Here is a 24,978-nt window from a genome sequence, read left to right on the forward strand (position 1 = left end):
ACAAAAAAGAAAGGAAGAATGATATGGAAAATGAAATTATATTGAATTTAACAGTAATATTTAATGTTATTTCTTGCTTAATTTGGATACCTAACGATTTAAAATTATTAAAATCTCTTTTTCTTTTTGAGTTGTTTCTACAATTAGTTTTATTTCTTTATTTAATACTTCAATATTTTGGATATTAAAAATACAATAAAAAGTTTTAATTTCATAATAATTTAAAGGTTTATTTTTATTATTATAGCTAATTAAAATTTCATAATATTTTTTAGAATCAAAATCTTGAATAGTTTTTATAATAAAGTCTGTGTTTTTATCTCTTAAAAATGAAACTGATATCGTATCAAGTTTATTAATGTTTTCAGAGAAATATTTTTTACCATCTATTTTTAAATATATTTTCTTAATATATAAAGGGTTTATAGATGTATTAGTTATATTTATAGAGACTAAAAATAATTTATCTTTTAAAACATTAGTACTTAAATCAGACAATAGAAATTCAGGTTTAAATCTTCTTTCTTGCTTGAAAGAAATGAATAAACTAATTAAAGAAATAAAAAAACTTAAAATAGCAATTATATTTGAAAACATAAAAAATCTCCTTTTAAATAAATTCATGATATTACAAATATTATACCTTAAAAGGAATTAGAAAGGAATAAAAATGCAAGAAATGATAAAAATTGATTATAACGATAATCAAGAAGTTATAGTAAGTGGTCGTGAATTACATGAAAAATTGGAAATTCAATCTCACTATAAAGATTGGATAAAAAGAATGTTAGATTATGGGTTTGAAGAAAATAGAGACTTTATAGCTATCGCTCAAAAAAGAGCAACAGCTCAAGGTAATGAAACTACATACAATGACCATCTTTTAAAATTAGATACTGCAAAAGAAATATGCATGTTGCAAAGAAATGAAAAAGGTAAAATCTTTAGACAATATTTTATACAAATTGAGAAAGATTACAACTCTCCTGAGAAAGTAATGGCAAGAGCTTTGATGTTTGCAGAAAAGAAAATGAATACACTTCAAATTGAAGTTAAAGAACTTCAAGATAAAATTGAAGCAGATAAACCAAAAATTATATTTGCAGAAGCATTGGAAGTGTCAGATAAGGCTATCCTAATTGGAGAACTTGCAAAGATACTTAAGCAAAATGGAATTGATATAGGTCAAAATAGGCTTTTTGAATACCTTAGAAAAAATGGTTATTTATGCAATCGTGGAGAACAGTACAACTCTCCTACACAGAGAGCATTAGAACTTAAATTGTTTGAGATAAAGACAACTACTATAAACAACCCTGACGGTTCAGTAAGAGTAACAAGAACAACAAAAGTAACACCAAAAGGGCAAAGTTATTTTATAAATCAATTTAAAAAGTAATATAACCCAAAATAAAGAAAGAGGTTGATTATGATTAATATAAATTTTATTTGGAAGTTATTAAAATTCCTAATAATTTTCCCCATAGCAGTTAAGTCAACTGTTCAGACAATTGAAATTATCAATATTTTTCTTACATTAAAAGAAGAGGACAAAAGCCCTGTGACATATTTAGTTTTATACATTGCAATTGCCCTTTTAATGATAATTTTTTATATATTATTTAAGTAGTTACAAGCTTCATAAAATGAAAAGTATTACAGAATTAAATGAGAAAATAAGAAAAGAACTTAAAAAATAATACATAATAGTTTGCACTTATAACGGTGCCGTGATGAACTCATTTTAACTCCTTAGATTATTTATATATAAAACAACTTTAGGTGTTATAGGTGCAAGCAAATTTAAAAGAAAGGATATGATTAATATGTTAGATAAAAGAACTTTAACTGTTCAAGAATGTGCAAAATTTGTAGGGTTATGTCCTATGACAGTTTCTAAAGGTTTAAGATCAAATACGCTACCTTTTGGAACTGCTATAAGATTGCAACATAAAGATAAAAAGGACACATTTAAATATCACATTCCTACTGCAAAAGTTGAGGAATATATGGGAATAAAATATGAAGATTTTTTAAAAAGAAAGGAGCTAGAAAACAATGACTAAAATACTATTAAATATACTATTTACAATTACTTTTATAATATCATTTATATTTTGCTTTAGTGAAAATATGTTGATTTTTATACTAAGCTTTTTAGGTTTAGTAATTTCAGTTTGGTGCTTGCATGTTAATAATGTTGATGACGATATCAAAGAAGTTGAAATTTAATAAAAAAGAACTACTAAAAAAGTAGTCCTGTCGTCGAATTTATACTTAATTTTAACATTAAATTTTTAAAAAGTAAAGGAGTAAAATGGAATTTTATGAGGTATTAGGAACTGAACTTCAATTAATGCTAGATATTGAAGAATATATCATTTTAAAAGATTCAGAATTTATATATAAACCATCAAAATATTTATACAATTATTGGAGTTCGAATAATAGTTGTAAAAAAATACTTAATAAATTTAAAGATTTTGAAAAAGGTATAAAAATTTCTGAATTATATAACAAAATTTTAGAACATTTAAAAAATGAAAATGAGATTGTGATAATATCAAAAATTGAATATATGTACATGATTAAAGATATACTTAATCATTTACTTAGATTTCACAATTTTAAAACTAGAGAGGTGATCAAATAATGGAAATTATAGATATAAAAGAAATTCTTTTAAATAAAGAAACTGAAGTTTTAGATTTTAATAATAAAGAAGATTGGGATATTTTAAGATCTAAAGGTGTTGGTGGTTCAGATATAGGTGCTATCTTAGGTGTTAATAAATATAGAGGTATTGTAGATGTATATCTTTCAAAAGTAGAAAATCAAAAAACACCTGAAAATAATGCAATGTATTTTGGTACTAAGTTAGAACCTTTAATTCGTTCAGAATTTGAAGAAAGACATATTGGAGCATATAAAGTATACACTACTGATAAATCACTTAAATTTGGAATTTTAAGGGCTAATTTAGATGGTGTGATTTATGATGAATTAAATAAAAAATATGGTGTACTTGAAATTAAAACTGCTAATCAATTTGTAAAAAACGAATGGGAAAATGGAACTATTCCACAAAGTTATTATGCACAGGTTCAACACTATTTAGCTGTTACTGGTTTTGATTTTGGAATTATAGCTGTATTAATTGGTGGTAACGAATACAAGGAATTCTATATCGAAAGAAATGAATTAGATATTGAAATAATAATCAATGCTGCAAATGATTTTTGGAATACTTATGTTGTACCAAAAGAAATGCCTTTTGCTGATGGTTCTAATGCTTATGCTGAATATCAAAGTGAAAGATTATCTAAAATGCAAGAACAAGGAATTACTTTAGAACTAGACAACACTACTGAAGAACTTATATCTAAAAGGCAAGCGCTTAAAAATGAATTAGATAATTTAGAAAATGAAATAAAAACAATAGACCAACAACTAAAAGAAGAACTAATAAATAATGCTTGTAAAAAAGGAGAAAGTCCAAAATACAAAGTAAGTTTAGTTGTAATGAATAGAACTAAAACTAATACTAAAGAATTTGAAAAACAATATAAAGACTTGATAAACGAATACAAAGAAAAAGAAAAAGAATTTAAAGAAACATATCAAACTAATTACTTAAAAATAACTGAAAAGGAGATTAACTAACTATGGAAATGGCAAGAAATTCATTAGCAACAACAACTAAGAACAATACAGGAGTATCTACTACTAATAAGAAAAAAGAAAAAACTATATATGATGTAATACAATCAATGCAACCACAATTTGAGATTGCTCTACCTAATCATATAAATACTGAAAGATTTGTAAGAGTTGCTTTAACTACTATTAGACAAAACCCTAAACTTGCAACTTGCAAAAAAGAAAGTTTGCTTGGTGCTTTGATGGTATCAGCTCAACTAGGACTTGAACCTGGAATTTTAGGTCAAGCATACATAATTCCTTATGGAACAGAAGCACAATTCCAAATAGGTTATAAAGGTATGATTGAACTTTTAAGACGGAGTGGTCAACTAAGTGATATATATGCTTATCCTGTTTATGAAAACGACGAATTTGAAATTCAATACGGACTTGAAAGAAACTTAATTCATAAACCTAATTTTGAAAATCGTGGTAATCCTATTGGATATTACTCAGTTGCTATACTAAAAGATAATACAAAAGCATTTAACTATATGACTGTTAAAGAAATTGAAGAACATAGAGATAAATACTCTAAAGCTGCTAAAAGTTCAATAAGTCCTTGGAAAAGTGATTTTAACTCAATGGCACTTAAAACTGTAATAAAACAAATGCTTAAATACTTGCCTATTTCAGTTGAATGGTTAGAAAAAACTGAAAAAGACGAAAAAGTATATAACTTAAATTCTGAAAGTAATACTGCTAAAGATACTACTATATTTGAAGAACCTATAGATGTTACAGAAGATATTATTGAAGAAGCAGAAACTGTTGAAGAAAATATAAATGAAGAAACAGGAGAAATGATAGAAAATGATTAATGTAGTTACTTTAATGGGAAGATTTACTAAAGATCCAGAACTTACATGGACACAATCAGGGAAAACTTATGTTAGATTTTCTCTTGCTGTTCAAAGGGATAGCGATAGAGAAGAAGCTGATTTCATAAATTGTGTTGCTTGGAATAAAACAGCTGAACTTATATCTCAATACTTTGCAAAAGGAATAAGAATTTTAATTGAAGGTAGGCTTAATGTAAGTAGTTATGAGAAAAATGGAGAAACTAGATACTCAACAGATGTAGTTGTAAATAAAATTCATTTTGTTGATTATCGTAGTGAAGAAAGTTCTAACAATAATACTACTAATGAAACAACAAGTAAAACTACTAAATATACCTCTCAGTCTAATTCTACAGGAGAAAATATAATTGAAGATGAAGATGATTTCCCGTTTTAAAAAATCTAAAGTTTGGGAGGATTAGGCAATGAATGAAGAAGAGAAGATAGATTTGAGCACTTTTTATAAGTTGCCTAAAAATCTTTTTAAAAAATGGTGTGATAATGAAATCAGTTCTAATTCTATTAAAATATTGATTAAATTAATAGATATGTATAGAGTTTTTAAAAGTGAAGATAAAACTTTAAAACTATCATATAATACTATATTTATAAAATTGGGAATAACAAATAAAAATACAATTTCAAAATCTCTAAAAGAACTAGAAACTTTAGGATATTTAAAAATAGAAAAAGCAGAAAAAGGTAAACCAAGTAAGTATCGTTTAAATATAAAAGAATAAAATAAATAGGTGATAAATAATATGAGATATAAAAAAATTGGTTATTATGATGAAAATGGTGAAGAAAAATATTATACTGAAGATTTAAAATCTTATATAACCCCTGCCCTATTTTTATCAGATGAAAAAACCAAAGAACATACTTTTGAGCGTTGGCACGAACGACAAGGAGATAAATATAGAAACTTTGCAAACTATTGTATAAACTTTGAAAAAGCAAGAAATCAAGGTATTGGCTTTATTTTAAGTGGTGAATGTGGAACTGGTAAAACATACGTGGCTGATTGTATTTATAATGCTTTAAAAGATAAATACCTAGTTTGTAAATCAAGTTTAGCTACTATGCTTAATTTAATAACTAAAGATTTTGGAAACGCTAAACCTTATAAAATAAATAATTTAATTGATGACCTACTTAGATTAGATTTAATAATTTTTGATGATTTAGGTAATGAAAAAATTGAGAACGAATGGATAAAAGGGCTTGTATTTGATATATTTGATACTCTATATCGTAATAAAATACCTTTCGTGATAACAACTAATTTAAATAGTAATCAATTAAAAGAACATTTAAAAATTAAGGATAGTTTAAAGATATATGATCGTATTAGAGAAGTATGCAAAGGTTATAACTACAATAATTTAAAAAATATGAGATATAACAAAAATAATAGAAATTTTGAGGAGATATTTTAATGACATTAATTGATGATAAAGGTAAAAAAATAAATATAGATTTAAGCAATATAGAAACTTTAAATACTACTATTAATTGCAAAAATAATAAAGTAATATTTTTGACAGTTCAATTTAAATCTGATGGTAAATTTTACAGATTTAATGATTATAACAATGTTGATTTAATTAAAAATTTATATCAAATGCTTAAATATACTAAAGATGTAAATGAGGTCAATAATGATTAAACTTAAAGGCAATGTACCTAGCTCTAAAAATTCAAAACAATGGACAGGAACTACTTTAATTGCAAGTAAAACTGTTAGAAATTATTTAAAAGATTATGAGTTTCAATATGATATTTTTAGAAATGATTTTAAAAAGTTATTATTAGGTAAAGAAAAACCATATTTTATTGGTTTCTATTTTATCAGAGATAGTAAAAGAAAATTTGATTATCACAATGCAGTTCAACTACCCTTTGATTTAATGGTCAAACATGGTTGGATAGATGATGATAATATCACTGAAGTTAATGGAATTAATTTAGGTTATGAAGTTGATAAACATAATACAGGTGTGATAATTACTGTATTAGATAACGATTTTAAAAATGAAATAGATAAAGTTTTAGAAAGGATAAAAAATGATAAAGTTAGATAATATAAAGAACTCTTTTCACTTAGTCGGTAAAACGCTAAGAAATAAAACTACTAACGAAGTACATTTTGTAGAGAATTTACACATAAATAAATACTTTAATAGTTCAGACCCTATCAGATTTAGATTTATAAATGATCAGTCTGTTGCTTTCATTTCAGGAACTAAAGAAGAAGTTTTAAAGCAACTATTAAATTTTGAGGTAGTAAGATGAGTGATGTAATTTATGAAGATAAATACTTTGAAAAGAGATTTAGAGTTGGAACATGTTATATGGGTTTAATAGAAATAATTGAAAAAGGTCGTGGAGATTTAACGAAAGATATTATAGAGTTATTTGAGATGTTAAATCTATATGATAATAAAATAAGAAATATTGAAGTTGAAGAATCGATATATGAAAGTGCTGTAGTATGTAGAAAGTATTATTTAAACCATCAAATGAATAAAGAAGCTAATAACTGTAGAATGATTAAGGAATACATAAGCAAACTATTAGGGAGGATATAGTGAGACAGTTAAAAGAACATAATAATAGAATGATTGCTAAAAAGAATGTTGAATATATTACGGGTCAAGAATTAAGGTTATATTTAGCTGAAAAAGTTAAAAAATATTTAGGTGAGGATCCTATCATAGTATTTGATGGTGCTGTTGGTTCTGGTCAGTTAGAGCAATATATAAACATTTCTAAACTATACGGTTTAGATATACAAGAAATGGCAGTAAATACAGCAAAAGAAAACTATGAAAATTCTGATATAGAATGTAAGTCATTTTTTGAATATGATAGAAATGATTTTATTGCAGATTGTGTAATTATGAATCCACCGTTTTCAATCCCATTCAAACAACTCAGCGAGATTGAACAAGAAAATATAAAATCAGAATTTACTTGGAAAAAATCAGGAAAAGTAGATGATATATTCATATTAAAATCATTGAAATATACTAAAAGATATGGATTTTATATAGCATTTCCAGGAATAAGTTATAGAAGAGATGAAGCTAAAATGAGAGAACTTATAGGAAATCAATTAGTTGAGTTAAATATGATTGAAAATGCTTTTACTGATACAAGTATATCTGTAATATTTTTAGTAATTGATAAGGAAAAAGTAACAGATGAAGTATATAGCGAATTATATGATTGTAAATCTAATGAAATAAAAGCAAGTACTACGATTAAACTTGAAAATGATAGATGGGAATATGCAAGAGAAGAAGAAAAGAAAGAAGTTATTGATATAGAGGAAGTTCAAGAAAAATTATTCAATAGTTTATCGACTAATATAGTTAATCATTTTAAAGTGAAACAAGTACTTAAAGAGATAAGACCACAACCAATAAAAGATGAATTAAGAGCATTATATATAATTATAAAAAGACTAATGATAGAAGAAGGTATAGAAGATGAAATATAGATTAGGGGATGTATGTGAGATTAAAGCACATGAATCAACTTTAACTAAAAAGCAACTTGAAGAAACAAAAGATGGAGCTTATCCCGTAATTGGAGGAGGTGCTGAGTATAAAGGATACTATACAGAATATACACACGATGGAGATTTAGTAACGATTAGTTCAGCAGGTAGTCCTGGAATAGTTAAATATCATGAAGGGCCGATCTATGCTGATAAAGTTATAACTATAATTCCTAAAAATGAAATAATAACAATATATCCTAAATATTTATATTACATATTAGGTACTAAATACCCAGAAATTAAAGCAAGGATAAGCGGAACAACTATTAAAAGTATTTATCCAAAGGACTTGATGGATTTAAAAATAAATATACCGCCTTTACCTAAACAGTTATTAATAACTGAAAAAGTAGATTTGGCTTATAGTATGCAACCCAATTTAGAAAATGATATAGAGTTAATGAATAAAATGAAAAAATATTATACAGAACTTATGTTAGAATCGTTAGGTGGAATTTAAAAAACAAAAAAGGAGAATAAGTAATGGAAGAAGAAATAAAAAATAATATTGAATTACCAAATCATTATGACTGGAATTTACCTATAAAAAGTAAAACTGTTATTGATGAGGTTATAAAAGATTTAAAAGGAAATGTTGCTTTTAATATAGGTAATGCTCTTAAATATATCATTAGGCATAATAAAAAAAATGGTGTAGAAGATTTAAAAAAAGCTATTCAATATTTAAAATGGACTGTAGAAGAAATGGAAAAGTAATATAAATAAAATTAAAAGGAGAGTACAACTATGAGTTATAACATAACTAAAAAAGAATTGATTGAAATGATTAGAGTAGGAAATATTGAAAAGTTACTTTACTATAATCAACCTATTAAAATAATTGAAAGAGTTATATTAGATAAATATGATTTCATTCTTTTAACTAATGAAATGGGCTTTAAAATGGTAAATTTAAATAAATATGAAGATGAGCAATTTATGTACGAATTTAAAACATTTGAAAGAAAAAGATATGAAGAATATTATTATATTTATCCTATTGAGTCTCTTTCAGAATTAAGTATATGTAAGAAAAAAGATAATAAAAGTATCTTTAATTATTATGATTTTGAAAGCGGAAATTACTTTGAAACTGAAGAACAAGCAAAGGCAGTATTAAAAGATATTAAATCTATTTTTGATAAAGTAAAAAAAGGAGAGTATGATTATGAGAGTTAGATTAACACTAAACGAATTAAAGGAATGGATAGAAAAGAATACAAATTATAATAATGAGTGCTTAAAAAATATATGGTGGAATAATATGAAGATCCTCAGAATAAGTTATCACCCTGATAAAAAAATATTTCTCGTTCAAACTAATCTTGGATGTTTAAATTGTTATACTGAGCTGTCAGATGGAGAATATAAAACAGATTTTTATGTAGAAAAGGAAAGATGGAGAGCTAAAAAGGATGAATACTATTATCGTGTAATATTAAACTATAAAGTTGGATTTTTTGAAGTTGATTATGGTTATGAGAGTTTTCAAGATTTTAGTAATGCACTTTATTCAACACATAACTATTTCCAAACAGAAGAACAAGCCCAAAAATTTGCAGATGACTTAAACAAAGCTATTGCTCCTCTATTTGAAAAAGTTAAAAATGGTGAGTATGATGAATAATAATGAACTTATTTTAAATATTTTTGTACTAATAACAGTAATTATTATGTTATATATAAATAGAAAATACTAAAAATGCGAGGCATGACTATGAGGAAAATTAAAAATAAAGATGTAAAAAAAGTTAATAAAAAAATGTTGAAAACTAAGCCAGCTGTTATAAAAGATGATAAAGATAAACACATAGCATTGATATCTATAGCTTTATTTATTATAGAACGTCAAATAGCAAATTTGTTTAAATTTGATGAACAATTTAAGATATTAACAACAAGAAATATAACTAAATTAGTATTTAAAAATTATGCTATATGTGATGATTCCTTTAAAAAAGAATTTAGTTTATTTAGATCTTTTATATCTTTACTACATCATGTTAGAAATGGTGTTACAGAAGATATTTTATACAAAAGAATAGCTTATACTAAAAATGCTAAAGCTGATAATGTTTTTAAATGGTTAACTGAGATTGAACTATCTTTAATGGTTGATATTATGAAGCCTTATTTAGAAACGATTGAAACAAAATCTGGACTTAATATAACTTTAAATTATATTAATTTACTTGCAAGTTTTAAAGTGTTATCAGATACATTAAGTAGTACTAAAAATGAAGAATTATTAGACCTGTATGATAGAAAATATTTAAAAACTTTAAGAACTATAAGTACTAAAATGTGTAATCTTATTCCATCTTCTTTAAAAGAATTGACAGGTGAAGATAACATAAGTGCTGACTATATTTCAGATCTACTTATAAAGAATAATAAAAATATAAATAATAAAGTAGATAAATTGATTAAAAGATTGAAATTAAACTATAAATAATTAAATTACTTGAACTAGAAAATGATGATTTGTTAAATATGTATAATAAAAATGAATTGAAAGAAATAAGATGTAATACTACTAAATTATATAATAGAATACCCTACTGCTTAAAAGAACTTACTGGAAGAGAAACTGTCGATGAATTTAAATTTAAAGCGTTGCTTGAAACTGTGATGCCTGCTTAAAATTTGGAGGAAATTTGAATAAATCTGATATACTAAATTATATTGATAAAAAATTAGAAAAAATTGAAGTAGAGCTTGATAAAAAATATAAAAAAGAAGAGATTATAAAAGAAAATTTCAGAAACAAAAATTTAGAAGCTCTACTTTATAACTATCCTACTTATAAAGCTAAAATCAAAATTATTGAATTAGAAATTTATAAGCTTAAAAATGATGAAGTACAACTACTTCATAAAACTAAAAATGATGATATCAAAGTACAAACTTCACATATTTTTAAAGATAATTTTGAAATTATACAAGATAGAATTGATAGTTTAAATTTAGTACTAAATGAGCTTAAATATATCACTTCTAAAATTGATATAGCTTTAAATGTTGTAAAAATTAAAAATGAATTAGGTTATAAAATTATTGAGTTAAAATACTTCAACAACTATAACTTGAATCAAATTTTAGAAAATTTAGAACTTAAAAAAAATAGATATTCTGATATAAAAGATAAAGCAATTAAAGAATTAAAAAGCATACTTTTTTTATGAATTAACTGGAGTTAAAATGATGAAATATTTTAATTTTTTTTCTTAAAAATTTGTATGCTACTAGTATTCTATGGTTAAAAAAACAAGTAATTTTTAGTTATTTTTTATAGCTTTACAATTTATACAAGTGGCTTAAATACTAGGTTTTAAGGTTTTTAAAACTGTAAAAAATACTTGTCTATTAATACTATATAATTTCCTTGTTAATAAAAAATATACCTCCAAACTTTTAGTTTTTTGGTATATTCTTTACTAATTTATATCATTATATAATATTCTTATTTAGGTGATACTAATATTTTAACTTGGCTCTTTTCAGCTACTAATGCTTCAAATCCTTCTTTAACTATATCATCTACTAATATTTTCTTAGTTACTAATTTTTCTTTTGAGAAATAACCTTGTCCCATTAATTCTAAAACTGCTGGGAAACAATTTCTATATGCTATTATTCCTTTAACAGTTTTTTCTTTAATAACAATTTCATTTGGATGAATTGAAGCTTCAGATTCCCAAATACTTACTACCATACATTCTCCATCGTTTTTAACAACTTCTATAGATTGTTGTAATACTTTAGGTACTCCTGTTACTTCATAAGAAACATCTGCTCCACCATTTGTTTGTTCTTTAATGTATGCAACTGCATCAACTTTTGAAGGATCAACAACTATTGCTCCTAATTCTTTAGCTTTTGCTTGACGCTCTGGTGATAATTCTACTGCATATATTTTAGTAGAACCTGCAGCTCTTAAAGCTTCTATTATTAATAATCCTATAGGTCCACATCCAAATACAACTGAACTATCTCCTGCTTTTAATTTACTTTGTCTTACTGCATATAACGCAACAGCAGCTGGTTCTGTTAACGCACCTTGTTCATAATCAACATTATCTGGTAATTTATGTACAAGTCCTCCATCAACAACACAGAATTCTGCAAATCCACCATTAGAAGCAAGTCCAACGAATCCTAAGTTTGGATCTAAGTTATATTGTCCTTCTAATCCATTTTTAGCTAATATTGGCTCAACTGTAACTCTATCTCCTACTTTAACTCTTGTCACTTCTGAACCAACTTCAACTATTTCTCCACAAAATTCATGTCCCATAGTTAATGGTGCTTTAACGTGAGAATATGGATGTTCTTTTTCAACTGGAATAAATATAGGTCCTCCTAAATATTCATGTAAATCACTTCCACAAATACCTGCATATTTTACAGCAATTTTTACATCTTTTGGTCCTACACTTGGTACTTCCACTTCTTCTACACGAACATCTCTTCTTCCATACCATCTAGCGGCTTTCATTTTCATAAGTTTCATCTTCCTTTCAAATAGATTTAACTCCTCGTGTTATATAATAGTACTATTTTTTATTTTTTGCAAGAAAAAACCTCTTTTTTAATATTTTTAATAAAATATCGATATATTATAAAGTTATAATTTCATAAATTGATATAAAGTCCATACACTTTAAAAATAATAACTAATAAATAAAAATAGTAGGTTCAAACCTACTATTTTATTGAAAATAACTATATCTTCTTATTTAACTAATCTCTTTAAAGCATCAGCTACAAATTGTACTTTAGGACCAACTATAACTTGAGCTGTTGTTTTATCAGGAGTGCTAGTCCCAAAAGCTCCTGCAGCTTTAATTTTATCTTTATTAATTACTTCTGAATTTACTACTTCAAGTCTTAATCTTGTAGCACAGTTGTCTATAGAAACTATATTTTCTTTACCACCTAATGCTTCAAGAATTACTTCAGCCATAGCTTCAAATTTATCATTACCTTTTCCATTTACTTCAACTTCAATTGTTTCATCTTCTCTTCCTGGAGTTTTTAAGTTTAATGTTTTAATAGCAAATAAGAATACTACTAAATAAATAACAAAGAATACTAAACCTATAGGTAATAATAATAAAGGATTATGTGCATTAGGATTCTTTAAACTTAATACATAATCTATAAGACCAGCACTAAATGAGAATCCCGCTGTAGCACCTATTGCTGTAACTACGTACATAGAAACTGCTGTAAGTAAAGCATGTATTAGATATAAAGCTGGTGCTAAGAACATGAATGAAAATTCTAATGGTTCTGTAACACCTGTTACAAATGAAGCAATACCTGCAGCAAGCATAAGTGAACCAATTTCAGCTTTTCTTTCAGGTTTTGCTGTTAAGTAAATTGCAAGTCCTGCAGCTGGTAATCCAAACATCATTATAGGGAAGTATCCTGCTTGGTACATACCAACATGATATATACCATTTAAACTAGCTGGTAAGTCTTTCATTACATCTGCAGCTGGTCCCCAGAATCTACCTATATCATTTATTCCAATTAAATTAAACCAGAATACTGAATTTAATGTATGGTGTAATCCTACTGGAATTAATAATCTATTGAAGAATCCATAAATTGCAGCACCAAATGCTCCAAGTCCAACTATAGATTCACCAAATAAAGTTAATTTTCCAAAAATAAATGGCCATACATATAATAAGATTCCTGAAACAATTATCATAAATACTGCTGTTAATATAGGTACTAATCTCTTACCACTAAAGAATGCAAATGCATCTGGAAGAACAACATCATGGAACTTGTTATAAGTATGTGCAGCAACTAGCCCTGATATAATACCAATAAATTGATTTGATATTTTAGCAAATGCTGGCGCAACTTCACTAGGATCTATTTGTAATAATTGAGCTACTGATCCAGTTGATAATAATGTTGTAACTACTAAAAATGCAACAAGTCCAGAAAGAGCTGCTGATCCATCTCTATCTTTTGACATTCCAAGCGCTACCCCAACAGCAAATAAAATTGACATTGAATCAATTATAGATGCCCCTGTCTTAACTAAAAATGCTGATAATACACTATTTGCTCCCCAACCAGTTGGATCTAGGTAATATCCTATTCCAAGTAATAAAGAGGCAGCTGGTAATACAGCTATAGGTAACATCAATGATTTACCTAATCTTTGTAAATACTTCATCATAAAGTATCACTCCTTTATATTTATTTTCTTATTTTCTAAGCTTGTGTTGGTGCTATTAAATAAATACTTGTATCATCATCTTCAACATTCATTAAAACAGGTTGTCTTTGATCATACATTTTTATTTCTAGCATTTTATTACTTTGTATAGTTTGTAAGTAATCTAAAATATATTTTACATTAAGAGCTATTCTTAATGGTTCTCCTTCATATATAGTATTAATTTGTTCAGTTGATGTTGCTAAATCGTTTCTTCCTTGAATTTCTAGTTTATTATCTTTAAATTCAAATATAGCAACGTATCTCTTATCTGTATTATCTTTAACAAATACCGATATTCTATTTAATACACTTATAAATTCTTTCACATTTATTAGTACTTTTTTATTTTTCTTAACATTATTTATTAAACTTTTATAAGGTGGATATTGAATTTCAACAAGTTTTGTTAATATTTCAACATCTTTAAATTTAAATTCTGCACGGCTACCATCTGTCTTAAATTTAACTTTCTCTTCTTCTAACTGTTTCATTATTTTTATTAAACCATTAACAGCTCTTAGTGGTAGACTAATTCCTAAACTTTCTGCTTCTTCATTTTCAAAAGATCTATTTAAATAAATTAATCTATGTGAATCTGATGAAACTAACTTTAATAATTTATCTTCTAATTCTAATCTTATACAATTAACTGATATTTTTTCTACATTTAAAGAAGCAGCAAACTTAACATTTTCAATATCATTTAATATATCTTCTTTATTAAATTCATACTCACTTCCTATTTCAGAAACTTTAGGTTCATTTCTTTTTTCATATTCATATATAGAAAAATCACTATCACTTTTACCTGAACTTATATTGATTTTTCCAGCATTTTCTTTTATCTCTATAGTTTCTTGATCTAATTGTTTTAAAAATTCTTCCATTAATTTATGTCTGATTATAAATTCACCTTTTTCTTTAACTTCACATTCAAGTTCAGCTTTAATAAAAAGACCGTCTCCTAGACCTTTTAAGACTATCTTATTATCAGTTGTTTCTACAAGTATTCCAGAATTAGAACTATTAGTCTTATCATCTAATAGTGCATTTTCAACTATTTGTATTCTTTTTAAAAATTCACGTCTGTTAACTATAACATTTAACATTAATAAACCCCTTTCAATATATATTTATATATATCTTATAAATCTCAATTCTAATATAGTTTACCCTATTTAAATAAAATTTGCAACTTTTTAAATAAAATACCACTCTATATTACATATAAAATGGTATAGTTATATAATTATATTAATAAATATCTTTGTAATCTTCTAAATATTTCTTTAGTTTTGAAATAGATTTCTTCTCTATTTGTCTTACTCTTTCACGAGTAATATTAAGTTTTTTACCTATTTCTTTCAATGTATGTATTTTATTATTTCCCAATCCATATCTTAACTCTATTATAGTTCTTTCTCTTTCTGTTAAAGTATTTTGCAATAATTCATACATTTCACTTAATTGATCACTTTTAATTATAGTTTCTTCTAAATTAGATTCATTGCCAATTACATCTTCTAAAAATATATTATCTCCTATAGCCTCATTAAGAGAAACTATATCTTGAAATTCATTTTGTAAAAGTATAACTTTAGATGTTTTCATACCTAATTCTTCAGCTATAAACTCTGGATTCGGTATATCTCCATGTTCATTTTGATAATTTTCTATAACTTTATTTACTTTAGAAAGTTGTTCATATTTATATGAAGGTATTCTAATATCTCTTCCTAAATTTACTATAGCTTTTTTTATAGTTTGTCTTATCCACCAAACAGCATAAGTACTAAATCTAAGTCCTTTATCAGGATCAAATTTATTTATAGATTTTATTAATCCTAAATTACCTTCACTTATTAAATCTATTAAAGGTAATCCATTTCCTAAAAGTTTTTTTGCTTCTGAAACAACTAATCTAAGATTAGAAAGTATTAATAAATTTCTTGATTGCTCATCGTTTTCTTCTCTAATTTTTCTAAATATTTCTTTTTCTTCTTCAAAGCTTAATAATTCATAACTTTGAAGATCTGATATATAAAGAGAGATCAAATTTATACTCGTATCTTCTTTTTTGTTCATTTACACTCCTATTAAAACTCAGATTTTAACTCTCTTCCCATGAACGTTTGAGTTAATATATTAACATCTTTATTTTCATAAAGTAATTCATATAACGCTGTGAAAATTGGTGCTCTTAAATTCTTTTCTTTAATAATATTATAAAGTGGTTTAATAGTTGTAGCCCCTTCTGAGACCATTTTCATTTCTTTAACTACATCCTCAAATTTTCTACCCTTACCAATTTGTTCACCTAAATATCTATTTCTACTATGTTTACTTGTACATGTAACTATCATATCACCTAGTCCAGTTAAACCTAAAAAAGTCTTAAAATCTGCTCCTAATGCTGTTCCTATAACAACCATTTCATTCATTCCTCTTGTTAATAAGGCAGCTTTTGTATTATCACCATAACCTAGTCCATCACAAATACCCGCAAATATTGCAAGACAATTTTTTATAGCCCCTCCAAGTTCTGAACCGACAACATCAGTTCCAGTATAAACTCTTAATGAATGTCCAAAATTAAAAGTTTCTTGAACAATTTTAGCTGCTTCTAAATTTGTTGAAACAGATAATATTGCAGAAGGTAAATTATTTACAACTTCTTCAGCATGAGTTGGACCTGCAAGTAATACATAATCATATTCCTTATCTTTAAATATTTCATCTACCATCTGTGATATTAATTCTCCTGTTGATATTTCTATACCTTTTGCAACATTAACTAATATTACTTTTTTATTCCAACAATTAGATAAATTTAAAAGTACATTTCTTAAAAATTGTGTTGGAGTTGCAAGCAGTATAATATCAACTTCTCCATTTTTAACAAGTCCAGTATAATCATCAATAATTTCTATAGATTCACTTAATTTAAAACCTTTTAAGAAATTTTCGTTTTCACGATTTATTTTCATTTGATTTCTATATTCCTCATTAAATTCCCATAAATAACACTTATACCCTTTCTGGTCTAATAAATATGTTAAAGCGGTCCCCCAACTTCCACCACCTATAGTAAGTATTCTCATGAATTACCTCCTATTTTATTTTTTTTGTTTTATCAAAATATTTATCTTCTTTACCATTTACTAAATTAATAATATTAGATTTATGTTTATATACTACTAATAATCCTATGATAAGAGAAAAAATAGTATATATAGTATTATTATACAATATAAAAGTAAAAATTGGAAGAAGTAAAGCTACTGTTATAGATGCAACTGATACATATTGTGTTAAAAATACTGTTATAAGGAATATAACTAATAATACAAGTATAACTTTTGGTACAAGTACTGTAAATACACCAAGTGAAGTAGCTACTGCCTTTCCACCTTTAAATTTTAAATATATACTATAGCTATGACCAAGTATAGGTGCTAAAGAAACTAAAACTAGATATATATCATCTAAATTAATTAATTTAGCTATATATACAAATACAGCTCCTTTTAATACATCTAACAATAATACTAAAACTCCTAATTTCCACCCTAAAACTCTTGAAGCATTTGTTGCTCCAACATTTCCACTTCCATAGTTTCTAACATCCAATTCTTTAAATACTTTCCCTATCCATAAAGCATTAGGTATAGAACCTACTAAATATGCTACAATAAATAGAATTATAAATTTTACAATCATCTTATTCCCTTTCTAAAAGTACCAATGTTTCTATATGATGTGTTTGTGGAAACATATCATATCCTTTAATATATTTAACACTATACCCTTCTTTAATCATAATATCAATATCTCTTGCTAAAGTTGATGGATTACAAGAAATATATACAAGTCTTTTTATGTTTTTTTCACTTACATTTAACAATACTTGTTTTTCAATCCCTTTACGAGGTGGATCAAATAAAATATAGTCAATAGTTTTTTTATTTAAAATTTCTCCAATTTTATCTTCAACTTTACCACATAAAAATTCTACATTTTCTATTTTATTTTCATTCCTTGTTTGTTTTGCAGCTTTAACAGATGATGAAGTCATTTCTATACCTATAACATCCTTAGCCTTTTTAGACATTATCATAGCTATAGTTCCTGTACCACTAAAAGCATCAATTAATGTTTTATCTTTATAATCACCTAATAAGTTTAAAGCATCATTATATAGTTTAACTGTTTGCTGTTTATTAATTTGAAAAAAAGAATCAGGATATATTCTAAAATTTATACCCATTAAATTTTCAGTAATATAGTCCTCACCACATATTTTTATGTTTTTTTCACCAAAAATAACGTTATCAACCTTATCTTTAATTGATATATAAATTGATTTTAAGTTTTCATTTTCATCATAAAGTTCTTTTAAAACTTTTTCTAAATTTTTAATATTAGAAGTTCTTGTAACAACTATTACTAACATAACTTCATTATTTTCATTATTTCTAACTACGCAATTTTTTAAAAACCCTGAATTAGATATTTCATTATATACCTTAAATTCTCTTTTAGTTCCTTTAAATTTATTAAGCTTTTCTAATAATTTACTAATTATATCAGTTGCAACCTTAGATCTTAAATTTATTACATCAGTTGTAAATATTTCATGAGATTTTTTCTTATAAAATCCTGTTTTTATTTCACCATTTATCTTAACAAAAGGTTCTGCAACTTTATTCCTATAATTTAACTCTATAGGAGCTGATTCAAAATCAATATTTTCTATATTAATTTTTGCTATTTTACTCATTACTTCTTTTAATATTTCTTTTTTATACTTTATTTGAGCTGGATATTTTATCATAGCAAAATCACAACCTGAATAATCTTCAAAACTAATTAAATCTTTTGAAACTCTATCTTTTGAAGCTTCTAGAACTTCTTTTATTAAAGCTCTACCATAAGTTTTTTTCTCTGATATTAATTCAACCCTAAGTAAATCTCCTGGTACTGCCATAGGTACAAATATTACTTTATCATTATAATATCCTAACCCTTCACCACCAAATATAGTTTTTTCTATTTTTATATCAAAAATTTCATTTTTTTTCATTTCAAAAACTCCAAAGCATTTTTAAACTGCATCATTAGACCATATTTTATTGCTCTTTCATCAACCTTAAATTTAGGATGATGTAAATCATAAATAGCATTTATTTCTTCATTTTTTATACCTAATCTATAATATGAACCTGGTATTTCTTCTAAAAAATACCCTACATCTTCTGCATCCATTCTTGAATGAGTTATTACTTCAAGTCCTTCTTTACCAAATAAATCTAAAATATTATTTTCTAAAAACTTAGTCTTATCATCATTATTTATAACTGGAATATAGCTTTCCTTTATATCCACATCTATGCTAGCTCCTAAACTTTCTACAAATAATGGTAATTTTTCTTTAATTTCATTTATTATATATGATCTTAAATTTTTATCTAATGTTCTTATAGTTCCAGAAAGAATAGCTTTATCAGCAACTATATTAACAGCACTACCAGCATTAAACGTTCCTACTGTTATTAATGCACATTCTCTAGCATCTACCCTACGGCTAATAATAGTTTGTAAATACTCAACTACCTTAGCTCCTATAACTATTGCATCAATACCAAGATATGCTAATGCTGCATGGCTTGATTTACCCTTAATAGTTAAAGTAAATGTAGCAGAACTTGCATGTAATTTACCATATTTAATACCTATTTTCCCACATTCTATCTCAGGAGCTACATGAAATCCAAATAAAGCATCTGCCTTAAAATCGTCATTTACACCATCTTCAAGCATTCTTTTTGCTCCACCTACCGTTTCTTCTGCAGGTTGAAAGAAAAATTTAACATTTCCTTTCCATTTATCTTTATTATTAACTAATAGTTTAACAAGTCCCATTTGTACACTAGTATGTACATCATGACCACAAGCATGCATTACTCCAGTATTTTTAGATGAAAAATCAACTCCACTTTCTTCAATTATAGGTAAGGCATCCATATCAGCACGAAATGCCAAATTTTTACCTTCACCATTTTTTATATATGCATATATACCTGTATCTGCAACTTTTTTATAACTCACACCTAAATCATTAAGGTAATTTTCTATATATTTAGATGTATTGTATTCTTTTTCACTAAGTTCTGGATTTTCATGTAAATATCTTCTATAATTAACTACTTCATCATATATTTTTTCAACTTCTTCAGTAATAAATTGATTTTCCATACCCACTCCAATCTTTTTGTATATTTTAACATAAATCAAGTTAAAAATCAAAAAAGACGACATAAATCGTCTTTAATTATTATAATATATATTCTACTATTTTACATACTTAACATCTTTGTTATAAATATATCCAGACTCTTTAGATTCTCTTTGTATATTTATTATGTTAGTTTTTAAAAGTAATTCTGATTTCATTGTATCTATTTCTCTTGAAATTTTTTCTATTTCTTTATTATTTGAATAGTTATCACGTGCTACAGACATAAGACTAAATTCACTTAGCATAGCAGCAAATGCAAATACTGCAAAAAATGATAAACCTAAACTTACAACTGAAGCTGCATATTTATCTATGTATCTTAAACTTACTACCATTCTATATATTACTCTTAAATTTCTTCTTATTACTCTTTCCATAATTACTATTCTCCCTTAATAAATATTCTTAATTTTGCTGAATGAGCTCTATTATTTTCTTTTAACTCATCTTCTGTAGAAATTATAGGTTTTCTTGTAAGAACTTTTCCTAAACTTTTCTTCCCACATACACATACAGGAATATCTCTTGGACACTCACAAGGATTTTCAAAATTTCTAAATTTTTCCTTAACCATTCTATCTTCTAATGAATGAAATGTTATTATAAGCAATCTTCCATTAGGATTTAAAAGCTCTATTGCCTTATCTATAGCTTTATCTAAAACTTCCAATTCTCTGTTAACATAAATTCTTAATGCTTGGAATGTTCTTTTAGCCGGATGCTTTTTCATACTTTTACCTATTGCTTTAATAACTATATCTGCAAGTTCTATTGTTGTATCTATAGATTTATTTTTTCTATATTCAACTATATATCTTGCAATTTTTCTTGATTTAGGCTCTTCACCATATCTATACAGTATATCTGCTATTTCTTTTTCAGAAAACTTATTTACAACATCATGTGCTGTCAATTCTTTAGTAGTATCCATTCTCATATCAAGTCTTGCTTCTTTTCTATAAGAAAAACCTCTACTATCATCATCAAATTGTTTAGAAGAAACTCCAATATCCATCAATATTCTATCAACTTTATCATATCCAGCAAGGTAACTTACTACATCTAAATTTTCAAAATTATTTTTAAATATCATAAATTTACCTTTGTATTTCTCAAGTCTCTTTGATGCATATTCTATGGCATTATCATCTTGATCTATAGCTATTAATTTTGAATTTGTAGTTGATCTTTCAAGTATTCCATAACTATGACCTCCACCACCTAAAGTACAGTCCATATATATCAAATCTTTATCTTCTATAATATTTTCTAATACTTCCTCATATAGGACAGGTAAATGATAATCCATAAATTCTCCTTTCTTTAGAAGTCTATACCATATTCTCCTGCAATATCCATTGTTTCTGCAAAGTCCACATTATTAACTTCATTATATTTTTCAACAGACCATATTTCAATTTTGTCTCCCAACCCAACAACTAGTGCTTTCTTATTAAAATTAGCATATGTTTTAAGTTTTGATGTTAAAGTAACTCTTCCATTTGAATCAAGTTCTAGCTCCTGTGCAGTTCCTATAACCATTCTTTTTAATTGGTTTACAGCTTTAACATTTCCTTTTACCTGAGACATCTTATCCATTATTATAGCCCATTCTTTTTGTGTGTATAGGTTTAATTGACCTTCTGAACCTTGGTTTATGTAGAAACTTTCTTTAGATAATTGTTCTCTAAATTTCGCTGGCATTGTTAAACGTCCTTTAGCATCAACACTACATTCATAATCACCAGTAAACATTTCTACACACCTCCTTCCATTTTGATCCAAAATATCCCACTTTCTACCACTAATATTTTATACCACATTTTATATATATTTGCAAGTATTTTTTTAAAAAAAATCCTTTATTTATGCGGTTTCGGTTACATTTTTGGAACGCAACACAATATATTGTGTTTTTTGTTATTTATGTGTGGTATATATCCAAAAAACAAAACAAAATATTTATATAATAAAAAAGGATGTATTTAGAAATTACTCATTTCTACTTTACATCCACGTTTTAATCTTTTTTCTTTTTCTATTTTCTTATTTTTTAAACATTCCATAATCTTTCAATCATAGCTTCTTTAAATTCTCTTAAAGTTTTTGATAATGTTTATATAAAGGGATAGGCTCTTTAAGAAAATAATATAAATGAAGCCCACGACCACTATTAACAACATAAGTAGGCATCGCATGAGAACATGTTCTCAGTTTTCTCTTTTTTCATTCATCTATCTTTATTCTATTCTTTGACCATTTTTATATATTCCTACGTGTATAACACCATTGTTAAAATAATATATATCGTCCTTCTTTTACCCCATTTTTATATGTTCCTTCTTCTCTTATTTGACCATTTTTATCATATAATTTATATGGTCCTTCTCCTTTATTATTTTTATAAGTTCCTTCTTCTATAAGTCCATTTTTAAAATAATATTTATAAGGACCTTTTTTCTTATTATTTTCAACAGTTTTAACCAATTCTGCATCGCCATTATTATATTTAATGTATTGAGGTTTTGCTAAAATTGTTTATGATAATATAAGNNAAAATTAATATAAATTGTATAGAGAAAGGAGAAGTAAAATAACTTACTTAATATTTATTTAATTAACTATGTATAGTATAATATTCTTTTAGTAAAATAATTAGGAGAGAATGTTATGAGATTAAATTTAGTTAAAGATTTAGATATAAATGGAGTGAGTGATTTATACAAATTAGGAATATTAATGGATACAAAAATAATTGATAAAATTAATCTTTCTCAAATTAGTAGAGAACTTAATAAAGATACAAGAACTATTAAAAGATGGATTAACCTTAAACCAGAAGAAAGAATACCAATCACAAGAAACAAACCATCACAATTTAATGAATTTAAAGATTTAATACTAGAATTACTTGACTCTAAAATAAAAGTATTTTCATACAAGAGAAACCTTTACAAGTATTTAGTTGATAATTATGATATGAAAGGTTCTGAATCTTCTTTTAGATCATATATAATTAAAAATGACGATATTAATGATAAATTTAAAAGAAAGAATTCTAAAGCAACACCTACTGTTAGATTTGAAACTGAAGAAGGAAAACAAGCACAAGTAGATTGGAAAGAATCTATTAAGTTTAAACTTAAAAATGGTGATGATATAGAAATAAATATATTTACATATATACTAGCTCATTCAAGATATAGAGTAAATATATTGTCTTTATCTAAAAGAAGAGAAATAATATTAGACTTTCTTGATAAAGCATTTGAAATAACAGGGGGTATACCTAAAGAAATACTCTTTGATAATATGAAAACTGTAATGGATGAACCTAGAGCATATAATAAAAAAGGTAAAGTAAATGATGTATTTTTACAATTTGCTAAAGATTATGGGTTTAAAGTTAATATTTGTATGTCACGTAGACCTGAGACTAAAGGTAAAGTAGAGGCAACTATGAAGGTATTAGAACAAATTAAAGCATATAGTGGTGATTTAGATTATGATGGATTATTAAAACTTGTAGAGAAGATAAATAATGAAGAGAATATGAGGTTTCATTCAAGTTATCAAAAGATACCTACAAAATATTTGGAAAGAGAAAAAGCTTTCTTAGCCCCTCTACCCAATGAGAACATAAGAAAGCAATATATCATACCAATTCATAAACTAAAAGTTGATAAAAGCTCTTTAATTACATTTAAATCCATCAAGTATTCTGTAGACCATACATACATAGATAAGATAGTTAATGTTCAACTAATAGGTGAATTAATATATATTTATTGTAACACAAAATTGATAACAATGCACCCTATTTCTAAAAAAAATATTAATTATCATGAACAACATTTTAAAAGTTTAAGTAAAAGAGCACTTAAGTTTGATGATGAACGTATAGAAAATATGGCAAATAATAATTTAAAAATGATAGGAGTAGCATGGAAAAAACAACATATGAAAGATTAATAGAAAACTTTGAATATCTAAATTTAAAAGAAATTGTATTACACTTAAAAGATGTAGAGGAAGAATTTAAGAATAAAGATATATCTTTAATAGAAGCATTAGTTAAATTAACAGATTATGAGATAGAGCATAAGGAGAAAAATCTTATTAATTCAATGATAAAGATAGCTGGATTTCCTTTCATAAAAGATATTAATGATTTTGATTTTAGTTATCAAGATAATATAGATAAACAAGAGATATTGGATTTACTTACACATAGATTTATACATAATTTTGAGAATGTAGTATTTATTGGAAGTAGTGGTGTAGGTAAGACACATCTTGCAACAGCTATAGGAATATCTAC

The 24,978-nt window shown here is 25.7% G+C and carries 36 protein-coding genes; 23 read left to right on the forward strand and 13 right to left on the reverse strand.

Features of this window, described 5'->3' with window-relative positions:
• Nucleotides 1-90: 90 nt before the first annotated feature.
• Complete coding sequence (locus tag AYC59_RS00685) at nucleotides 91-597, reverse strand: hypothetical protein (RefSeq protein ID WP_066894226.1); 507 nt, start codon at nucleotides 595-597, stop codon at nucleotides 91-93.
• 73 nt (nucleotides 598-670) lie between these two features.
• Here AYC59_RS00685 and AYC59_RS00690 point away from each other — a divergent pair, with 73 nt between their 5' ends.
• From AYC59_RS00690 to AYC59_RS00785, 21 genes are all read left to right on the forward strand, one after another.
• Entirely contained in the window at nucleotides 671-1,399 is a 729-nt protein-coding gene (locus AYC59_RS00690) for a phage antirepressor KilAC domain-containing protein (RefSeq protein WP_066894235.1), read from the forward strand.
• Nucleotides 1,400-1,826: 427 nt separating this feature from the next.
• Nucleotides 1,827-2,066: a hypothetical protein gene (locus tag AYC59_RS00700; protein WP_066894241.1), complete on the forward strand. Its 240-nt coding sequence runs from the start codon at nucleotides 1,827-1,829 to the stop codon at nucleotides 2,064-2,066.
• On the forward strand, nucleotides 2,059-2,232 hold the full coding sequence (locus tag AYC59_RS07665) for a hypothetical protein (RefSeq protein ID WP_156445428.1): 174 nt from the start codon (nucleotides 2,059-2,061) through the stop codon (nucleotides 2,230-2,232). Before AYC59_RS00700 ends, AYC59_RS07665 begins: the two co-directional genes overlap by 8 nt.
• Nucleotides 2,233-2,317: 85 nt before the next feature.
• Nucleotides 2,318-2,653 carry a hypothetical protein gene (locus tag AYC59_RS00705; RefSeq protein WP_066894244.1) on the forward strand — a complete coding sequence of 112 codons (336 nt, stop codon included), beginning with the start codon at nucleotides 2,318-2,320 and terminating at the stop codon, nucleotides 2,651-2,653.
• On the forward strand, nucleotides 2,653-3,663 hold the full coding sequence (locus AYC59_RS00710) for a YqaJ viral recombinase family nuclease (protein WP_066894247.1): 1,011 nt from the start codon (nucleotides 2,653-2,655) through the stop codon (nucleotides 3,661-3,663). The genes AYC59_RS00705 and AYC59_RS00710 overlap by 1 nt, the downstream gene beginning before the upstream one ends.
• Before the next feature lie 2 nt (nucleotides 3,664-3,665).
• Nucleotides 3,666-4,523 (forward strand): recombinase RecT, encoded by an 858-nt coding sequence (locus AYC59_RS00715; RefSeq protein ID WP_066894250.1) that lies wholly within the window; start codon nucleotides 3,666-3,668, stop codon nucleotides 4,521-4,523.
• Nucleotides 4,516-4,941 carry a single-stranded DNA-binding protein gene (locus tag AYC59_RS00720; RefSeq protein WP_342666598.1) on the forward strand — a complete coding sequence of 142 codons (426 nt, stop codon included), beginning with the start codon at nucleotides 4,516-4,518 and terminating at the stop codon, nucleotides 4,939-4,941. The genes AYC59_RS00715 and AYC59_RS00720 overlap by 8 nt, the downstream gene beginning before the upstream one ends.
• A gap of 28 nt (nucleotides 4,942-4,969) precedes the next feature.
• Nucleotides 4,970-5,284, forward strand: a complete 315-nt coding sequence (locus tag AYC59_RS00725; protein WP_066894253.1) for a hypothetical protein — start codon at nucleotides 4,970-4,972, stop codon at nucleotides 5,282-5,284.
• A 21-nt stretch (nucleotides 5,285-5,305) separates the two neighbouring features.
• Nucleotides 5,306-5,983 (forward strand): ATP-binding protein, encoded by a 678-nt coding sequence (locus tag AYC59_RS00730; RefSeq protein WP_066894258.1) that lies wholly within the window; start codon nucleotides 5,306-5,308, stop codon nucleotides 5,981-5,983.
• A complete protein-coding gene (locus AYC59_RS00735) occupies nucleotides 5,983-6,213 on the forward strand; it encodes a hypothetical protein (RefSeq protein WP_066894261.1) in 231 nt (76 codons plus the stop codon). Before AYC59_RS00730 ends, AYC59_RS00735 begins: the two co-directional genes overlap by 1 nt.
• Nucleotides 6,206-6,628, forward strand: coding sequence for a hypothetical protein (locus AYC59_RS00740; protein WP_156445429.1), 423 nt, complete (start codon nucleotides 6,206-6,208; stop codon nucleotides 6,626-6,628). The genes AYC59_RS00735 and AYC59_RS00740 overlap by 8 nt, the downstream gene beginning before the upstream one ends.
• On the forward strand, nucleotides 6,612-6,839 hold the full coding sequence (locus AYC59_RS00745) for a hypothetical protein (RefSeq protein ID WP_066894267.1): 228 nt from the start codon (nucleotides 6,612-6,614) through the stop codon (nucleotides 6,837-6,839). Before AYC59_RS00740 ends, AYC59_RS00745 begins: the two co-directional genes overlap by 17 nt.
• Complete coding sequence (locus tag AYC59_RS00750) at nucleotides 6,836-7,135, forward strand: hypothetical protein (RefSeq protein ID WP_066894270.1); 300 nt, start codon at nucleotides 6,836-6,838, stop codon at nucleotides 7,133-7,135. The genes AYC59_RS00745 and AYC59_RS00750 overlap by 4 nt, the downstream gene beginning before the upstream one ends.
• Entirely contained in the window at nucleotides 7,135-8,049 is a 915-nt protein-coding gene (locus tag AYC59_RS00755; protein WP_066894273.1) for an N-6 DNA methylase, read from the forward strand. Before AYC59_RS00750 ends, AYC59_RS00755 begins: the two co-directional genes overlap by 1 nt.
• Entirely contained in the window at nucleotides 8,039-8,572 is a 534-nt protein-coding gene (locus tag AYC59_RS00760; RefSeq protein ID WP_066894276.1) for a restriction endonuclease subunit S, read from the forward strand. Before AYC59_RS00755 ends, AYC59_RS00760 begins: the two co-directional genes overlap by 11 nt.
• Nucleotides 8,573-8,595: 23 nt before the next feature.
• Nucleotides 8,596-8,829: a DUF3310 domain-containing protein gene (locus tag AYC59_RS00765; RefSeq protein ID WP_066894279.1), complete on the forward strand. Its 234-nt coding sequence runs from the start codon at nucleotides 8,596-8,598 to the stop codon at nucleotides 8,827-8,829.
• Between the two features lie 30 nt (nucleotides 8,830-8,859).
• The gene (locus AYC59_RS00770; RefSeq protein WP_066894283.1) at nucleotides 8,860-9,291 is read left to right on the forward strand and encodes a hypothetical protein; all 432 of its coding nucleotides are present in this window, start codon (nucleotides 8,860-8,862) and stop codon (nucleotides 9,289-9,291) included.
• Entirely contained in the window at nucleotides 9,281-9,739 is a 459-nt protein-coding gene (locus tag AYC59_RS00775; RefSeq protein WP_066894288.1) for a hypothetical protein, read from the forward strand. Before AYC59_RS00770 ends, AYC59_RS00775 begins: the two co-directional genes overlap by 11 nt.
• 90 nt (nucleotides 9,740-9,829) lie before the next feature.
• Nucleotides 9,830-10,567 (forward strand): hypothetical protein, encoded by a 738-nt coding sequence (locus AYC59_RS00780; protein ID WP_066894291.1) that lies wholly within the window; start codon nucleotides 9,830-9,832, stop codon nucleotides 10,565-10,567.
• Nucleotides 10,568-10,596: 29 nt separating this feature from the next.
• Entirely contained in the window at nucleotides 10,597-10,755 is a 159-nt protein-coding gene (locus AYC59_RS07670; protein ID WP_156445430.1) for a hypothetical protein, read from the forward strand.
• Between the two features lie 14 nt (nucleotides 10,756-10,769).
• Nucleotides 10,770-11,297, forward strand: a complete 528-nt coding sequence (locus AYC59_RS00785) for a hypothetical protein (protein ID WP_066894294.1) — start codon at nucleotides 10,770-10,772, stop codon at nucleotides 11,295-11,297.
• Nucleotides 11,298-11,575: 278 nt separating this feature from the next.
• On the opposite strand, the gene AYC59_RS00790 is transcribed toward AYC59_RS00785, so the two are convergent.
• From AYC59_RS00790 to AYC59_RS00845, 12 genes are all read right to left on the reverse strand, one after another.
• On the reverse strand, nucleotides 11,576-12,616 hold the full coding sequence (locus AYC59_RS00790) for a 2,3-butanediol dehydrogenase (RefSeq protein WP_281177370.1): 1,041 nt from the start codon (nucleotides 12,614-12,616) through the stop codon (nucleotides 11,576-11,578).
• Nucleotides 12,617-12,847: 231 nt separating this feature from the next.
• Nucleotides 12,848-14,317, reverse strand: a complete 1,470-nt coding sequence (gene nagE, locus AYC59_RS00795; protein ID WP_066894300.1) for an N-acetylglucosamine-specific PTS transporter subunit IIBC — start codon at nucleotides 14,315-14,317, stop codon at nucleotides 12,848-12,850.
• Nucleotides 14,318-14,352: 35 nt separating this feature from the next.
• A complete protein-coding gene (gene dnaN, locus AYC59_RS00800; RefSeq protein ID WP_066894303.1) occupies nucleotides 14,353-15,468 on the reverse strand; it encodes a DNA polymerase III subunit beta in 1,116 nt (371 codons plus the stop codon).
• A 145-nt stretch (nucleotides 15,469-15,613) separates the two neighbouring features.
• Nucleotides 15,614-16,444, reverse strand: coding sequence for a sigma-70 family RNA polymerase sigma factor (locus tag AYC59_RS00805; protein ID WP_066894306.1), 831 nt, complete (start codon nucleotides 16,442-16,444; stop codon nucleotides 15,614-15,616).
• An 11-nt stretch (nucleotides 16,445-16,455) separates the two neighbouring features.
• Nucleotides 16,456-17,460 (reverse strand): NAD(P)H-dependent glycerol-3-phosphate dehydrogenase, encoded by a 1,005-nt coding sequence (locus AYC59_RS00810; RefSeq protein WP_066894308.1) that lies wholly within the window; start codon nucleotides 17,458-17,460, stop codon nucleotides 16,456-16,458.
• A 10-nt stretch (nucleotides 17,461-17,470) separates the two neighbouring features.
• On the reverse strand, nucleotides 17,471-18,079 hold the full coding sequence (gene plsY / locus AYC59_RS00815; RefSeq protein WP_066894310.1) for a glycerol-3-phosphate 1-O-acyltransferase PlsY: 609 nt from the start codon (nucleotides 18,077-18,079) through the stop codon (nucleotides 17,471-17,473).
• A 1-nt stretch (nucleotide 18,080) separates the two neighbouring features.
• Nucleotides 18,081-19,442, reverse strand: a complete 1,362-nt coding sequence (rlmD, locus tag AYC59_RS00820; RefSeq protein ID WP_066894312.1) for a 23S rRNA (uracil(1939)-C(5))-methyltransferase RlmD — start codon at nucleotides 19,440-19,442, stop codon at nucleotides 18,081-18,083.
• On the reverse strand, nucleotides 19,439-20,614 hold the full coding sequence (locus tag AYC59_RS00825; RefSeq protein WP_066894314.1) for a M20 metallopeptidase family protein: 1,176 nt from the start codon (nucleotides 20,612-20,614) through the stop codon (nucleotides 19,439-19,441). The genes rlmD and AYC59_RS00825 overlap by 4 nt, the downstream gene beginning before the upstream one ends.
• A 96-nt stretch (nucleotides 20,615-20,710) precedes the next feature.
• Entirely contained in the window at nucleotides 20,711-21,034 is a 324-nt protein-coding gene (locus AYC59_RS00830; protein WP_066894316.1) for a hypothetical protein, read from the reverse strand.
• 5 nt (nucleotides 21,035-21,039) lie between these two features.
• A complete protein-coding gene (gene rsmH / locus AYC59_RS00835) occupies nucleotides 21,040-21,966 on the reverse strand; it encodes a 16S rRNA (cytosine(1402)-N(4))-methyltransferase RsmH (RefSeq protein WP_066894318.1) in 927 nt (308 codons plus the stop codon).
• A 14-nt stretch (nucleotides 21,967-21,980) separates the two neighbouring features.
• A complete protein-coding gene (gene mraZ, locus AYC59_RS00840) occupies nucleotides 21,981-22,412 on the reverse strand; it encodes a division/cell wall cluster transcriptional repressor MraZ (RefSeq protein WP_066894320.1) in 432 nt (143 codons plus the stop codon).
• A 537-nt stretch (nucleotides 22,413-22,949) separates the two neighbouring features.
• Nucleotides 22,950-23,144 (reverse strand): toxin-antitoxin system YwqK family antitoxin, encoded by a 195-nt coding sequence (locus AYC59_RS00845; RefSeq protein WP_066894322.1) that lies wholly within the window; start codon nucleotides 23,142-23,144, stop codon nucleotides 22,950-22,952.
• Between the two features lie 183 nt (nucleotides 23,145-23,327).
• On the opposite strand from AYC59_RS00845, the gene istA reads away from it, so the two are divergent.
• Together istA and AYC59_RS00855 are read left to right on the forward strand one after the other, a co-directional pair.
• The gene (gene istA / locus AYC59_RS00850; protein ID WP_066894324.1) at nucleotides 23,328-24,629 is read left to right on the forward strand and encodes an IS21 family transposase; all 1,302 of its coding nucleotides are present in this window, start codon (nucleotides 23,328-23,330) and stop codon (nucleotides 24,627-24,629) included.
• The coding region (locus AYC59_RS00855) for an ATP-binding protein (RefSeq protein ID WP_169792202.1) at nucleotides 24,602-24,978 on the forward strand (377 nt) is incomplete at its 3' end. The genes istA and AYC59_RS00855, both read left to right, overlap by 28 nt.

Source organism: Pseudostreptobacillus hongkongensis (assembly GCF_001559795.1).
GTDB lineage: Bacteria > Fusobacteriota > Fusobacteriia > Fusobacteriales > Leptotrichiaceae > Pseudostreptobacillus > Pseudostreptobacillus hongkongensis.